Raw genomic sequence first — 11,874 nt, forward strand, 5'->3', positions numbered from 1 at the left:
TCGATCGTGAAAGCTGTCCGGCATCCCCGGCGGGATTCGATTCCCGCCGCGAATGTGGTCACAAGGAGATCGATGGACGAGACAGCACCAGAGCAAGCGAGTCTTGAAGTGCAGGCGCGCATCCGGGACAGTTTCGAACGGCAGGGGCTGATGCGCCATCTGGGCGCGCGGCTGACCCATATCGGCCCTGGCCGCGTGCACATCGAATTGCCGAACCGGCCCGAGGTCACACAGCAGCACGGTTATGTGCACGCCGGCGCCACCAGCGCCATCGCGGACAGCGCCGGCGGGTATGCGGCGTACACCCTCTTCCCCGATGATTCGTCGGTACTGACCGTGGAGTACAAGATCAATCTGCTCGCGCCGGCGGAGGGCGATCACTTGGAGGCCGTGGGGGTGGTCCTCAAACCGGGGCGAACGCTGACCGTGTGCCGGTTGGAGGTATTCGGCGTGGCGGCCGATCGTCGAACGCTCATCGCGACCGGCCAGCAGACATTGATCTGTCTGACCGGCAAGCCGGATCGTTGAGACCGGCCGGGACCGGTACGGACCGCCGGCGACCACCGGCGTCGGGTTGATCCCCGCCGGTCACCGCAACCCGTGGCATCGGGCGTGGGCATTCGCGGTGGACTGATACATTCCGATGCGGCGGCCCGGCTCGCAATGGAGCAGGGTCGATCGCTCTTGTCGCCGCGATCGTCTCGGAACCGCGGCGGTACGGCTTCTATTCTCGAGGACGATGCCGGTTCGCCCGGACAGCGGTGGGGTGCGCCGAGAGGAGCAGGCGTTGGGCACAGGACGGGGTTGGCGACAAGCCGGGGTGATCTGGGTCATCGTGGCGGTGCTGATCGCGGTGCCCGCGGCATTGGCGGCGCTGGTGCCGACGCGGGAGACGCCGGTGAACCATGGGGCGACGATCCGGCTCACCGCACCGGGACAAGCGCCCGACGCGATCGAATTCTCCGGCGTGGACGGCTGGAATCGGCGGCCGACCGGCGATCGGACAACCGCGGTCCTGGACGGTCCGAACGGGCGGGTCCTGCTGGTGACCGTCGTCAACGGGGTCGCCGATTTCGGCTCGGCGGCTCGATGGCGGCGAGAAGTACTGGGGGCGCAGGCCTTTCCCGTGCGGGAGGACGGCGGCGAGGTCGCCAACCCGTACGGGTTCGCCGGGCCGACCTGCCGGGGCAGTACGCGCCCGGGGGTGTGCGCGATTCTCGGCAATCGCAATCTCGCGGTATCGCTGCTGATCAGCGGGACCGACACCGGTGCGGATCTGCAACCGATCATGTACTCGCTACGGGTCGCGTCATGACCTGGTTCCGGCCGCGTTCGGCGCTGTGGTGGACGTACTGCCTGATCTGCCTGGCCGGATCGGTCGCGTTGGTGCTGCAGTTGCTTCCGGCCGCCTTGCTCACCTGGTCGGCAATCCTGGTCGGACTGCCGTTCATGGTGGTGACGCTGCTGGTGGTCGCCGCGTTCCTGTTCTGGCTGGATCTGTACCGCGACCATGTGCGGATTCGGGTCGTGCTCGCGATGGGGTTCGTCTGGGGCGCCGCGGCCGGGCCGGGGATCGCGATCTTCGGAAACGACAACCTGATTCACGCCATCGGGAACCTCGCCGGGGACGCCTTCGCGGTGGACTGGCAGGCCCCGATCTCGGCATCGATCATCGAGGAGGGCATCAAGGGCGCGGGGGTTCTCGCGGTCGCCTGGATGTTCCGGCCACAGCTGAGCAGGCCCATGCACGGGCTGCTGCTCGGCGGTTTCACCGGACTCGGATTCCAGATCAGCGAGGACGCCACCTACCAGGCCAATGCCGTATTGCAGTCCGCACAGGGCGATATCGGCACCGCGGTGCTGGTGGGAATTCTGCGGCTGCTCACCGCCGTCACCTCGCACTGGATGCTCACCGGAATCGCCGGAATCGGCATCGTCGTCGCGGTCGGCGCGTCGAGTTGGTCGCGCACGCGGCGGGCGGCGGCGCTGGTGGCGTTCTATCTGCTCGGCGCCGCAATGCATTTCGGCTGGGACGCGCCTATGTCCGGCACGACCGGATTCGGCAGCGTCGTGCGCCGGACCGTCGTGCACGTCGTCGTATTCATCGTGGTCTACCTCTGGGTCGCCCGCCTCGAAACACGCTGGTACCGATCGGTTGTCGACTGGGCGGTCGACCGGCGCCTCGCCCCGCCCGACGAGTTGAACAGCCTGATCTCCCGCCGCACCCGGCGGCGAGCGCGGCGCGCACTGCGTGTGCCGCACCGGATCGCGGTCCTGCGCCGACGCGAACTACTGGACTGGGTCCAAGCCGTGGATGCCCGAATCCCCGGTACCGACGGTGCGATACTCGGAGGGCCGGCGGGGTCCGCCACCGAGCACGGAACCGGCCGAGGCCGAGCGCACCACCCGACAACCGACTTGTGAGGAGTGCACGATGCTGGCAGCGCGACTGCATCTGAAACCCGAACGTCATCTGTCACTGGACAACGTTCCCGTCCCCGAACCCGGCCCGGATCAGGTGCTGATCGAAGTGGCGGCGGCGGGTGTGTGCCTGTCCGACGTGCATCTCATCGACGGCACCCTGACCCCGCTGTTCCTGGACGGCGACGTGGTCACTCTCGGGCACGAGGTCGCCGGGACGGTGCACACGCTGGGCCCGGGGGTGTCCGCGGCGAAGGTGGGCGACCGGGTGCTGCTGCAGGCCGGTGAGCAGCGCAACGGCGCGGTGTTCACCCGCGGCGTCGACTACGACGGAGGCTGGGCCGAATACGCCCTCGCACGCGTCGACACACTGGTCCCGATCCCCGATGCTCTGCCCTTCGAACAGGCCTGCTTCATCCCGGACGCGGTCTCGACGCCGTGGGCGGCGATCACCGCGACCGCACAGGTGCGCGCGGCCGAACCGGTCGGCGTCTGGGGCGTGGGCGGACTCGGCGCGCACGGTGTGCAACTGCTGCGGTTGCTGGGCGCGGCCCCGATCATCGCGGTGGACCCGCTGCCCGCCGCACGCGAACGCGCCCTCGAATTCGGCGCGGATCTGGCCCTGGACGCGGCCGATCCCGAGCTGCGCAGTCAGGTTTTCGCCGCGACGGGCGGTACCGGATTGGCTGCGGCCTTCGACTTCGCCGGGGTCGCCGCCGTGCGCGAGCAGGCGATCATCTGTCTCGGACCGGGTGGGCGGCTGGTGCTGGTGGGGCTGACCGACAAGCCGATCACCATCACCGGCGGCACCGCGTTCAGCTACTTCGGGCAGCAGTTGCGCGGGCACTACGGCTCGACCCCCGAACACGTCACCGAACTGGTCAAACTCCAACGCCTGCGTCGGGTGGACTTCGCCCGGTCGGTCAGCGCCGTGCTACCGCTGGCCGACGCCGCGAAGGCGGTCGCCGCACTGGAGTCCAAACAGGGCAACCCCATCCGGTTAGTGCTGCGACCCTAGTATGAGAGGGTTGGTGCCTCGAGATATCAGCACCGGTACCGTACAAGGGGGCCCCAGACGATGACCTCACTGGGCGGCGGTGTGTTCGTCGACTGGGAGAACCTGACCCACCAATCCAAACTGGTCGTCGATGTGGTCAGTTTCGCGGTTTTCAGCGGGATCGCGGGCTGGCTCACCAACTGGACCGGCGTGTTGATGCTGTTCTGGCCGCTGCAATTCCGCGGAATTCGCGTGCCGGGCCTGAAGGTGCTGTACCCGTACTTCCCCCGCCGGGTCCAGGTGCTGCCGACGTTCTCCGGCGACGGCAGCCGGATCGGTTTCCAGGGATTCATCCCCGCCCGCGCGGAGAAGATGGCCAGTATCTGCGTGGATATGGCTATCATGCGGATCGGCAGTCCCCGGGACTTCATCCACGAACTGGATCTGCAGGGCATCGCCGACTATATCGCCGAGGTCGCCCGCCCCCAGCTGCCCGAACTCGTGGATGGAGTGATGCAGCGGGAGAATCCGGAGCTGTGGCGCGCGGTGCCGCGAGCGGCGCGCCAGCTGCTGTATCAGCGGGTGGCCCGGGAACTGCCCACGATGTGCCGCCGCGCGTTCGAACAGCTCGGCGACAACGTCGATCAGCTGATCGACATCAAGATCTTCGTCATTCGCTATCTGCGCGAGAATCCGCACATTCTGAAGGATCTGACCACCACGATCGCCGCGCCGGAGCTGAAGTTCATGGTGCGCATCGGCCTGCTGGGCGCTCCGTTCGGACTTCTGCTGGCGCTGGGCATGTATGTGCACGACACCGTTCCGGTCCTCGACCTGATCCCGGGCTGGTTGATCATCCTGACCGTGACGGCGACGATCGGCGTGCTGGTGAACGTCATCGCGATCAAGATGGTGTTCGAGCCCGGCGATCCGCAGCCCCGCTACAAATACCTGTGGAAGCAGGCGCTGCTGGCCAAACGGCAGCCCCAGGCCGCGGGCGATCTGGCGCACATCCTGGCCTACCAGGTGCTCACCCTGCCGAATCTGGCCAATGAGCTGCTCACCGGGCCCAACGGCGACAAGACGTATCAGATCGTCCAGGCGCTGATCTCCGAGGAGATCCACCGGCAGCTCGGCCCGACCACCGGAATGGTGCGAGTCGCGTTCGGCCGCAGGCAATTCGACAATTTGAAGGTGGGCGCGGCCGGCGCCGCGGTCGGCCTGGCGCCGACGCTGGTCGCGGACGAGGAGTTCGCGCTGGAGCAGGCGAAGAAGATCGACGAGTTCGCCGCGCGCAAATTGCAGCAGCTCACGCCGGGGGAGTTCATGGAGATGTTCTACGCCTCGGTCGAGCAGGATGCCTGGCTACTGTATCTGCACGGTGCGGTGCTGGGGCTGGTCGTCGGCGCGGTGCATATGGTGCTGTTCGGCTGGTAGCCCGAGTCGTCGGTTTCCGGCTGTCCGATCGCGACCGAGAACAAGCACGCATGCTTGCATTTTTCCGGCCTTGTTTGCCATGCTGATCCGCATGGTGGACGTGGCGGCACTGCTCGAGGATTACGCGGCGGAATGTGCCGATCTGGACCGGATGGTCGCCGCGCTGCCCGCGGCGGAGTGGGCGCGCGCCACACCCGCGCCCGGTTGGACCATCGCTCATCAGATCAGCCATCTGACCTGGACCGATGAGGTCGCCACACTGTCCGCGACCGACGCCGGGGCATTCGATGAACTGGTACGTGCGGCCCTGCCGCGTGCGGCCACCTTCGTCGACGAAGCCGCGGTCCGGGCCGCCTCGGCCGCCCCCGCGGAACTGCTCGAGCGGTGGCGGCACGGCCGCGCCGCGCTCGCCGAGGCCCTGCTCGCCGTACCGGCGGGGGCGAAGCTGAGCTGGTTCGGGCCGCCGATGAGCCCGGCGTCGATGGTCAGCGCGCGGCTGATGGAGACCTGGGCGCACGGGCAGGATGTCGCCGACGCGCTCGGCATGACCCGCACGCCGACCGCGCGCTTGCGCACCATCGCCCATATCGGCGTGCGCACGCGGAATTTCGCGTACGCGGTGCAGGATCGGCCCGTTCCCGCCGAGGAGTTCCGCGTCGAGCTGACCGCGCCGGACGGCACGGTGTGGAATTGGGGGCCGGAATCGGCGAACCAGCGCATCACGGGGCCGGCGGTGGACTTCTGTCTGCGGGTGACGCAGCGGCGGCATCTCGATGATCTCGCGCTCGAGGCGACCGGTGCGGATGCGCGGGAGTGGCTGAGCATCGCCCAGGCGTTCGCGGGGCCCGCGGGAGCGGGACGTGAAGCGGGGCAGTTCGCCTGAACCGGCGATAGCCCCAGGTGCGGCGAGTGGAGCGGGCGAGCGCCAACTCAGGGTTCGCCGTGGCTGATGCCCGACCGGACGTCGTTGGCCGGAGGTCTCTGTGTTGGCAGTCGAAGCGGACGCTCGCCAGCTAGTCGCGTAATTACCCGGTTGATCACATCCGGAAACATCGGGGCGGGAATTTTTCTCGGTCCGCGCGACCTGATCTTTACGTTCACGTCGCCGGCGGGTAACCCCCGGCGCAGTAACCTGGTCAAGCGTACGACTTTCAACGGTGCGGGTCGTGCGACAGGGAGGACCAGGGGAGAGGGAGAGACACCGTGCGCACCGTGACATCGCAGATCTTCCGGCACACCGCCGTGGTGCTCGCCGGTATGGCAAGAATCGGATTCACCGTTGCGGCCGGAACATACGTCGTCAATCAGATGGCCGCCGATCAGCACGAGGCCGCGGGAACCCCGCGCCCGGAAGACGGTGTGGCCGAACCGATTGCGCCACCGCCGCCACAGGCCGCCGGACCGGAGGTTCCGCAACCGTCCACCGCCGCAGTCCGATTCGTCGCGGAGACGCGCGAGCTGCCGGTCACCCGGGATCGCCGGGCGCCTGTCGTGCCCGCCCCCGCGCCCGCGCGTCCGCGCATTCCTACCACCGCCGCCGTCCAGGCGCGCAGCGATCCGAGCGGTCGCCTGCCGCTTCCCGGCGACGCCTACATCGGCGCGAATCTGACTCGGCCCGAACCGGATTCGCTATCGATAACCCTCGACACGAACCTTTTCGACGCGCCGGCCGACACCGCCGCGGCCGGCGGTACCCGCCTGCGCACCGACCTGGACGTACGCAACGGCCGAATCACCCTGGCCCTCACCAACCCGCTCCTGAGCACCAGGTCGGTCCCCATGACGCCGCCTCAGGACGACCCGGCCAACCCGAACCCGCACACCACCGGCCCGACCGAAACGCAACCCGCAACTTCGACCGACGAACTCGCCACTGCCTGAACTCCCGACCGTCCGGAGGGACCGATCGGCTCGCGAAACCTGCTCGGTTTGCGAAACCCGCACTGCCGGTTCGATTTCGAAGCCGAGTCGGAACGCGAGGCGCGACGGTTCCCCGGGCGGGTCATCGCATGGATCACCGATCGACATCAGCGCTCCGGATGCCGTGATCGACTCGGCGGGGCGCTATTTCGGCCACCCGCCCGGATGACCTGGGCGAATCAGCCTGCGGCACAAGGCCGGGGCAATGTTTCACGATGAACAATGAGTTTCACGATGAACAATGACATGGGCCGCATACCGATTCGCGTGCGAGTGACAGGCGGCCGGGCAGGCGCGACGCCGATCGGCAGGGGGTCGGGCGAAGCCGGAGCGACGGATACCACGGTCTGCCACGTGAGTGCCACCGATACGGCGTGTCTCGGGGCACGGCCCTCGAAGAGCGCAGTGGGGCTACGACTTTCGTGCTATCTGCCGATTGAGGTGAAATAAAGAGGACTCATGTAGTACTTTTATCGGCAGCCGTGGAACAGGGAGTACGCCTATGGGCCACATCAAGTACGCGAGCGACGTCGGCGCACCGGTGGAGGTTGCGTTCACCTATACCGACACGCCGATGTTCGTGCCGGAGTGGATGGTCGGCATCGCAACTTTCGAACCGGCCGAGGACGCCGGTTACGAGGCAGGAGCCGTCTACACCGCGACACTGCGTCTGGGTGTGTGGCACCCCACGGTCGAGTGTGAGATCACGCAGTACCGCCCGAACGCGGTCATCGGATACACATTGCGCAGGCGCCGCTCGGGGAAGGCGGCGCCTGCGGACTCCGACCCCACCGAACCGGCCGCCGGATGGGGCACGATAACCCTGCATTTCGATCCGCTCGGCTACGGCCGCACCGTGCTGACCTCGGAAATCGAGTACCCCGAGGCGGATCGGCTGCCCGGCCGCATATGCGCCGCACTGGTCCGGGCCACCCTGCACTGGATGCTGCGCCGCACCAAATCTCAATTACGAAGAGCTATAGAGGAATTCCACGGTACAGACCTTGTCGGTCGGATTGCGTAGGGTACCTGCATGATCATCGTGAGCACCGACGGATCCTGCCTCCGCAATCCGGGTGGCGCAATCGGCTGGGCCTGGGTCAACCACCAGGGCACCTCCGGTAGTGGAGGCGCCGCATCGGGCACCAACCAGGTAGCCGAGCTACGCGCGGTGCTCGAGGCGATCGTCTCGCATCCGGGTGCGGAGCCGCTGTTCATCGAGAGCGATTCGCTGTACGCGATCAAATGCGCCTCGGAGTGGATCTCGGGATGGCGGATGAACGGCTGGCGCACCTCCACCGGCGGCCCGGTCAAGAACGTCGAACTCGTCCGCCACATCGACCAGGCCATCGCCAGCCGGCCCGGCCCCGTGCGCTTCCGCTGGGTGCGCGGACACGTCGGCAACTACTTCAACGAACAGGCCGATCAGCTCGCCGGTACCGCGGCCCGCCAGGCCGCGGCGGCCCCCGACGCCGCCGCGACCGGGAGCTGCGATCTGCCCGCCCTGGCGGTGCCCGATCCGACCACCACCGATCCGACCGAACCGATCCCGGTCATCGAGCCGGTCGATCCGACCGAACCCATTCCCGTGGTGCCTCCGCGTACGAAAAAGGTTGCCGCACAATCGCAATCAGCTCACGCCCAGACCCGTAAGGCCGATGCGCAGCCCCGTAGGGCCGACGCGCTGACGCTGTTCTGAGCACGGCCGCCGTTCTGTGCCCGCGGCGGCCCGCAAGCCTGACGGCAGTGGCGGAACGAACCCACTGCCGTCAGGCGCGGTTCGCTGAACTCAGTTGCCCGGCTGGGTACCGCTGCTCGGCGCCTGCTGCTGCGTTTCGGCGCCCGGGGCCGGCGCCGCCGCCGTACCGGCCTGCAGATCGTTGGTCATCGGCGACTGGAAGTTGTCGACCAGCCACTTGCCGTTCTGCTTCTCCAGCGAGGCGACCACGCCGATGGTCAGCGGCTGCGGGGTCGGGGTCGCGGCCTTGGACTGGTTCTGCGTGATCAGCATGACCACCGACGCCTTGTTCGCATCGCCGGACTCGTAGGCGCAGTGGATCTCACCGACGGTCGAGCGGGCCTGCGCCTGCTGGGTGATCTGCTTGAGCGCGGACGAGGCGCCGTCGAACTGGGTCAGCCATTCGCCGGTGGAACGATCCTTGACCCGCTTGATGTAGTCGTCGAAGCTCTTCGAGTCGTAGGTGCCGACCTGATGACCGAAGTCGCAGGCCGCGGCCACGGCGGAGTCGCGTGCGTCCAGCTTGTCACCGCGATCGCTCGACTGCATCCAGAACCCGACCGCCGTCGCGACTGCGGCGACCACCACGACGCCCGCGGCGAACGCGGCCGCCATCGGCACCCAGCTCTTACCCCGGTTCTCGGTGCCCGACGGCTGTGCCGGGGGAGTCGCCGAAACCTCCGGAGTCTTCTTCTCGGCCGCGGATTTCACGGTCGCATCGTCATCCGAACCGGACGCTGACTGCTTGACCGTCGCGTCCTCGGTGGCATCCTGCGCGGACGCCGTCGACAGCTTCACCGTCTCATCGGTGTCGCCGGTCGGCTTCCCACCGTCGGCCACCGAAGCGGATTCCTTCGTCGCGGATTTTTCGCTGCCGGAATCTTTCGCTGGGGTGTCCTTCTCGGGCGTGTCCCGCTCGACGGTCTTGTCCGTCGCGGCCGTCTCCTCCGCCTTTCCGTTCGTCTTCTCGGTGGCGGCGTCGTCATCGGACATGAATGAATCTGTCACTTTCCCGGTACGCGGGTACGCACCGTATTGCCGGATCGGACCAGGCTACAAGGCCCGGACCACGCGGAACACCCGCCGAGTGTAGGCACTCGCCGACGGGATCGCCGCCGTGCGGCGTCACCACTCACCGCACCGGGGGCAGGGTCCGGGCATTCGGATCTACTCCCGCGGGCATCTGCGCGCCGTTGTTCGGGATGGCGGGCCGAGGAGCATTCGCCGAACCACGAATCTGCTGATCCGGCGGAGGGTTGGTGCAGTAGTTGTACTTGTTGAGCGTACCGTCGCCCACTCGCCACGGGGCGCTCAACGGATGAGGGTACGCGCAGTACGGCCGCGGCCAGATGTCCACGATGGTGTAGAACTCGCCGTCGTGGGCCGCGACGCCGATCGCGGAGCTGCCGTTGACCAGAGCGGGGAACAGCGCCCGCAACGCCGGCAGGCGCAGCTCGGCGGCCTTGGTGATGGCCGCGAAATTGGTCGCCAGCTTGGTGATCGGATCGGCGGTCTTGTCCAGCACCGCACCGAGCTCCTGCATCTGGCCCGGCGCCTTGTCCAAGATCTTGGTCAACTCGTCGTTGGCCTTGTTGAACTGCTTGAACAGCGTGGACGAATTATCGGTCAGCGTGCTCAGATCCGGTTGGGCCTGCGAGGTGGTCGCCGCGATCGTGCGCAGATTCGCCAGCAGGTTGGTGGTCTGCGGCAGCAGACTGTCCAGACCCGCGGTGATCAGGCTCAGCGCGTCGATCATGCTGCGCAGCTGATCGGGACCGCCGCTCAACGCGGTGTCCATCTCCTTCAGGATGGTGCTCAGACGCGCCGGATCGATCTGGGTGAAGAAGGTGCTGGAGTCGTCCAGCACCGCCCACACCGGCGTCGGGGTGTGAATCCGGTTCGCGTCGTATTTGATCACCGAACCGTTCGACAGGTACGGGGCCTGGTCGGTCTTCGGGCGGAAGTCGATGTACTGCTCACCCGCGCCGGACAGCGCCTGCACCGCGACCTCGGTATCGCTGGGGATCTTGTACCGGGAGTCGATCGAGACATCGGCCCGGATCGCGTCGCCGGCATCGGTCAGGGTGATGTCCTGCACCTTGCCGATCCGGTAGCCACGCAGGGTCACGTCGTTACCGGGCTGCAGCCCGCCGGACTGGTCCAGATCCACGGTGACCGCGTACGTGCTCTGCAGCGGATTGACCCGCATCACACTCACCAGCAGATACGACGCGCCGATCAGCAAGGCGATCACCAGCGCGACGTTCGACACCAGCATCTTGTGCTGTCGCACCCAGTTCATCGGTGACCCCCTTGCAACCGGCCCTGCACGACCTGCAGCACCTGGATCAGGCTGCCGGTGAAGTCCTGCGCGTCGCGCAGGTCCCAGAGTTTGCTGTGTGCCGGATCGGTGATCAGGCCGACGTCGAGGTTGGTCAGCGTCGCCGCGACGGCGAGGCTGTTGCCCTTGAACGAAGCGTCCACCCCGGGCCGCACCTGATGCAGCGCGTCGAGCATGGGGCCGAAGGACTTCTGCGACTGGGACAGTGCCGTCATCAGTTTGCGCAGACTGTCCAACAGGTTGGCCAACTGATCCGAGGTGGTGTTGGCGTAGTCCCCGAGGGCCGAGCTGGTGGTGGAGATCTTGGACAGCAGATCACCGAGCGCCTTGTTGTTCTCGGCGATGGTGCCGATCATCGAGGGCAGCGTGTCCGCGACCTGGCCGAGCTGATCGTGATGGGCCTGGAGCGTATTGGCCAGTGTGTCGAATCCCTTCAGCACACCGTCGATTCGCGCGCTGTCGGCGTGCAGCGTCGTGGTCACGCTGGTCATCTGCTTCAGCAGATCGGCCAGCTGCTGCGGTCGCCCGCCCACCACCGAATCCAGCTCGCCGGTCAGTTTCGTCAGCGCCGCGATACCGCCGCCGTTGAACAGCATCGACACCGACAAGAGCAGTTCCTCGACGGTCGCACCGGCCGAGGTGTGATCGATCCCGATGGTGTCGCCACTGTGCAGCGGCGGCTGAGTCGCCGCATCCTTCGGCCTGCTCACCGCGACGAACACGTCACCGAGCGGAGTGGCCTGGCGCAGTTCGGCGGTGGTGTTCTTGGGCAGGTCGATGTCCTTGCGGATGGTCAGATCGACCACGGCCTGGAAATTCTTGGTGGTGATGTGCGAAACCGTGCCGATATCCGAACCACCGATCTTCACCTTCGCCTGATCGGGCAGGTTCAGGGCGTTGGCGAAGACCGCGTGCACGGTGTAGGTCTCGCCCTGGGTACCGGGTTTGGGCAGCGGCAGCGACTCCACCGTCAACCCGCAACCCGACGCCAGAACCAGCACCGATGACGCCGCGGTAGCG

The 11,874-nt window shown here is 67.2% G+C and carries 12 protein-coding genes; 9 read left to right on the top strand and 3 right to left on the bottom strand.

The features are described 5' to 3' along the window. Nucleotides 1-72: 72 nt before the first annotated feature. The 9 genes from NV1_RS01730 to NV1_RS01770 all read left to right on the top strand — a co-directional run bounded on the left by NV1_RS01730 (nt 73) and on the right by NV1_RS01770 (nt 8,474). Nucleotides 73-528 carry a PaaI family thioesterase gene (locus NV1_RS01730; RefSeq protein WP_067884719.1) on the top strand — a complete coding sequence of 152 codons (456 nt, stop codon included), beginning with the start codon at nt 73-75 and terminating at the stop codon, nt 526-528. Between the two features lie 211 nt (nt 529-739). Next, nucleotides 740-1,315: a hypothetical protein gene (locus NV1_RS44405; RefSeq protein ID WP_169813270.1), complete on the top strand. Its 576-nt coding sequence runs from the start codon at nt 740-742 to the stop codon at nt 1,313-1,315. Continuing rightward, on the top strand, nt 1,312-2,424 hold the full coding sequence (locus NV1_RS41725; protein WP_067884723.1) for a PrsW family intramembrane metalloprotease: 1,113 nt from the start codon (nt 1,312-1,314) through the stop codon (nt 2,422-2,424). The genes NV1_RS44405 and NV1_RS41725 overlap by 4 nt, the downstream gene beginning before the upstream one ends. Before the next feature lie 10 nt (nt 2,425-2,434). Continuing rightward, nucleotides 2,435-3,439 (top strand): zinc-binding dehydrogenase, encoded by a 1,005-nt coding sequence (locus tag NV1_RS01745; protein ID WP_067884725.1) that lies wholly within the window; start codon nt 2,435-2,437, stop codon nt 3,437-3,439. A 60-nt stretch (nt 3,440-3,499) separates the two neighbouring features. Continuing rightward, on the top strand, nt 3,500-4,855 hold the full coding sequence (locus tag NV1_RS01750) for a DUF445 domain-containing protein (RefSeq protein ID WP_067884727.1): 1,356 nt from the start codon (nt 3,500-3,502) through the stop codon (nt 4,853-4,855). A 91-nt stretch (nt 4,856-4,946) separates the two neighbouring features. Next, nucleotides 4,947-5,738 (top strand): TIGR03084 family metal-binding protein, encoded by a 792-nt coding sequence (locus NV1_RS01755; protein ID WP_067885061.1) that lies wholly within the window; start codon nt 4,947-4,949, stop codon nt 5,736-5,738. A 320-nt stretch (nt 5,739-6,058) separates the two neighbouring features. Further along, complete coding sequence (locus NV1_RS01760; RefSeq protein WP_067884728.1) at nt 6,059-6,736, top strand: hypothetical protein; 678 nt, start codon at nt 6,059-6,061, stop codon at nt 6,734-6,736. Between the two features lie 541 nt (nt 6,737-7,277). Next, complete coding sequence (locus NV1_RS01765; RefSeq protein WP_067884730.1) at nt 7,278-7,799, top strand: SRPBCC family protein; 522 nt, start codon at nt 7,278-7,280, stop codon at nt 7,797-7,799. 9 nt (nt 7,800-7,808) lie between these two features. After that, complete coding sequence (locus tag NV1_RS01770) at nt 7,809-8,474, top strand: ribonuclease H family protein (RefSeq protein WP_084524968.1); 666 nt, start codon at nt 7,809-7,811, stop codon at nt 8,472-8,474. A gap of 90 nt (nt 8,475-8,564) precedes the next feature. On the opposite strand, the gene NV1_RS01775 is transcribed toward NV1_RS01770, so the two are convergent. The 3 genes from NV1_RS01775 to NV1_RS01785 form a co-directional block, all read right to left on the bottom strand. Next, the gene (locus tag NV1_RS01775; protein WP_157116408.1) at nt 8,565-9,506 is read right to left on the bottom strand and encodes a prolipoprotein diacylglyceryl transferase; all 942 of its coding nucleotides are present in this window, start codon (nt 9,504-9,506) and stop codon (nt 8,565-8,567) included. A gap of 139 nt (nt 9,507-9,645) precedes the next feature. Further along, nucleotides 9,646-10,815: an MlaD family protein gene (locus NV1_RS01780; RefSeq protein ID WP_067884733.1), complete on the bottom strand. Its 1,170-nt coding sequence runs from the start codon at nt 10,813-10,815 to the stop codon at nt 9,646-9,648. Then, nucleotides 10,812-11,855, bottom strand: a complete 1,044-nt coding sequence (locus tag NV1_RS01785; RefSeq protein WP_245713504.1) for an MCE family protein — start codon at nt 11,853-11,855, stop codon at nt 10,812-10,814. Before NV1_RS01785 ends, NV1_RS01780 begins: the two co-directional genes overlap by 4 nt. Nucleotides 11,856-11,874 lie beyond the last annotated feature (19 nt).

The organism is Nocardia vaccinii NBRC 15922 (assembly GCF_001613305.1).
Taxonomy (GTDB): domain Bacteria; phylum Actinomycetota; class Actinomycetes; order Mycobacteriales; family Mycobacteriaceae; genus Nocardia; species Nocardia vaccinii.

Bases quoted from the DNA above. Each gene is read 5' to 3' on its own strand.
- NV1_RS01750 (WP_067884727.1), top strand. From the start codon at position 3,500: ATGACCTCACTGGGCGGCGGTGTGTTCGTCGACTGGGAGAACCTGACC.
- NV1_RS01745 (WP_067884725.1), top strand. From the start codon at position 2,435: ATGCTGGCAGCGCGACTGCATCTGAAACCCGAACGTCATCTGTCACTG.
- NV1_RS01775 (WP_157116408.1), bottom strand. From the start codon at position 9,506: ATGTCCGATGACGACGCCGCCACCGAGAAGACGAACGGAAAGGCGGAG.
- NV1_RS44405 (WP_169813270.1), top strand. From the start codon at position 740: ATGCCGGTTCGCCCGGACAGCGGTGGGGTGCGCCGAGAGGAGCAGGCG.
- NV1_RS01770 (WP_084524968.1), top strand. From the start codon at position 7,809: ATGATCATCGTGAGCACCGACGGATCCTGCCTCCGCAATCCGGGTGGC.
- NV1_RS41725 (WP_067884723.1), top strand. From the start codon at position 1,312: ATGACCTGGTTCCGGCCGCGTTCGGCGCTGTGGTGGACGTACTGCCTG.
- NV1_RS01780 (WP_067884733.1), bottom strand. From the start codon at position 10,815: ATGAACTGGGTGCGACAGCACAAGATGCTGGTGTCGAACGTCGCGCTG.
- NV1_RS01730 (WP_067884719.1), top strand. From the start codon at position 73: ATGGACGAGACAGCACCAGAGCAAGCGAGTCTTGAAGTGCAGGCGCGC.
- NV1_RS01765 (WP_067884730.1), top strand. From the start codon at position 7,278: ATGGGCCACATCAAGTACGCGAGCGACGTCGGCGCACCGGTGGAGGTT.
- NV1_RS01755 (WP_067885061.1), top strand. From the start codon at position 4,947: ATGGTGGACGTGGCGGCACTGCTCGAGGATTACGCGGCGGAATGTGCC.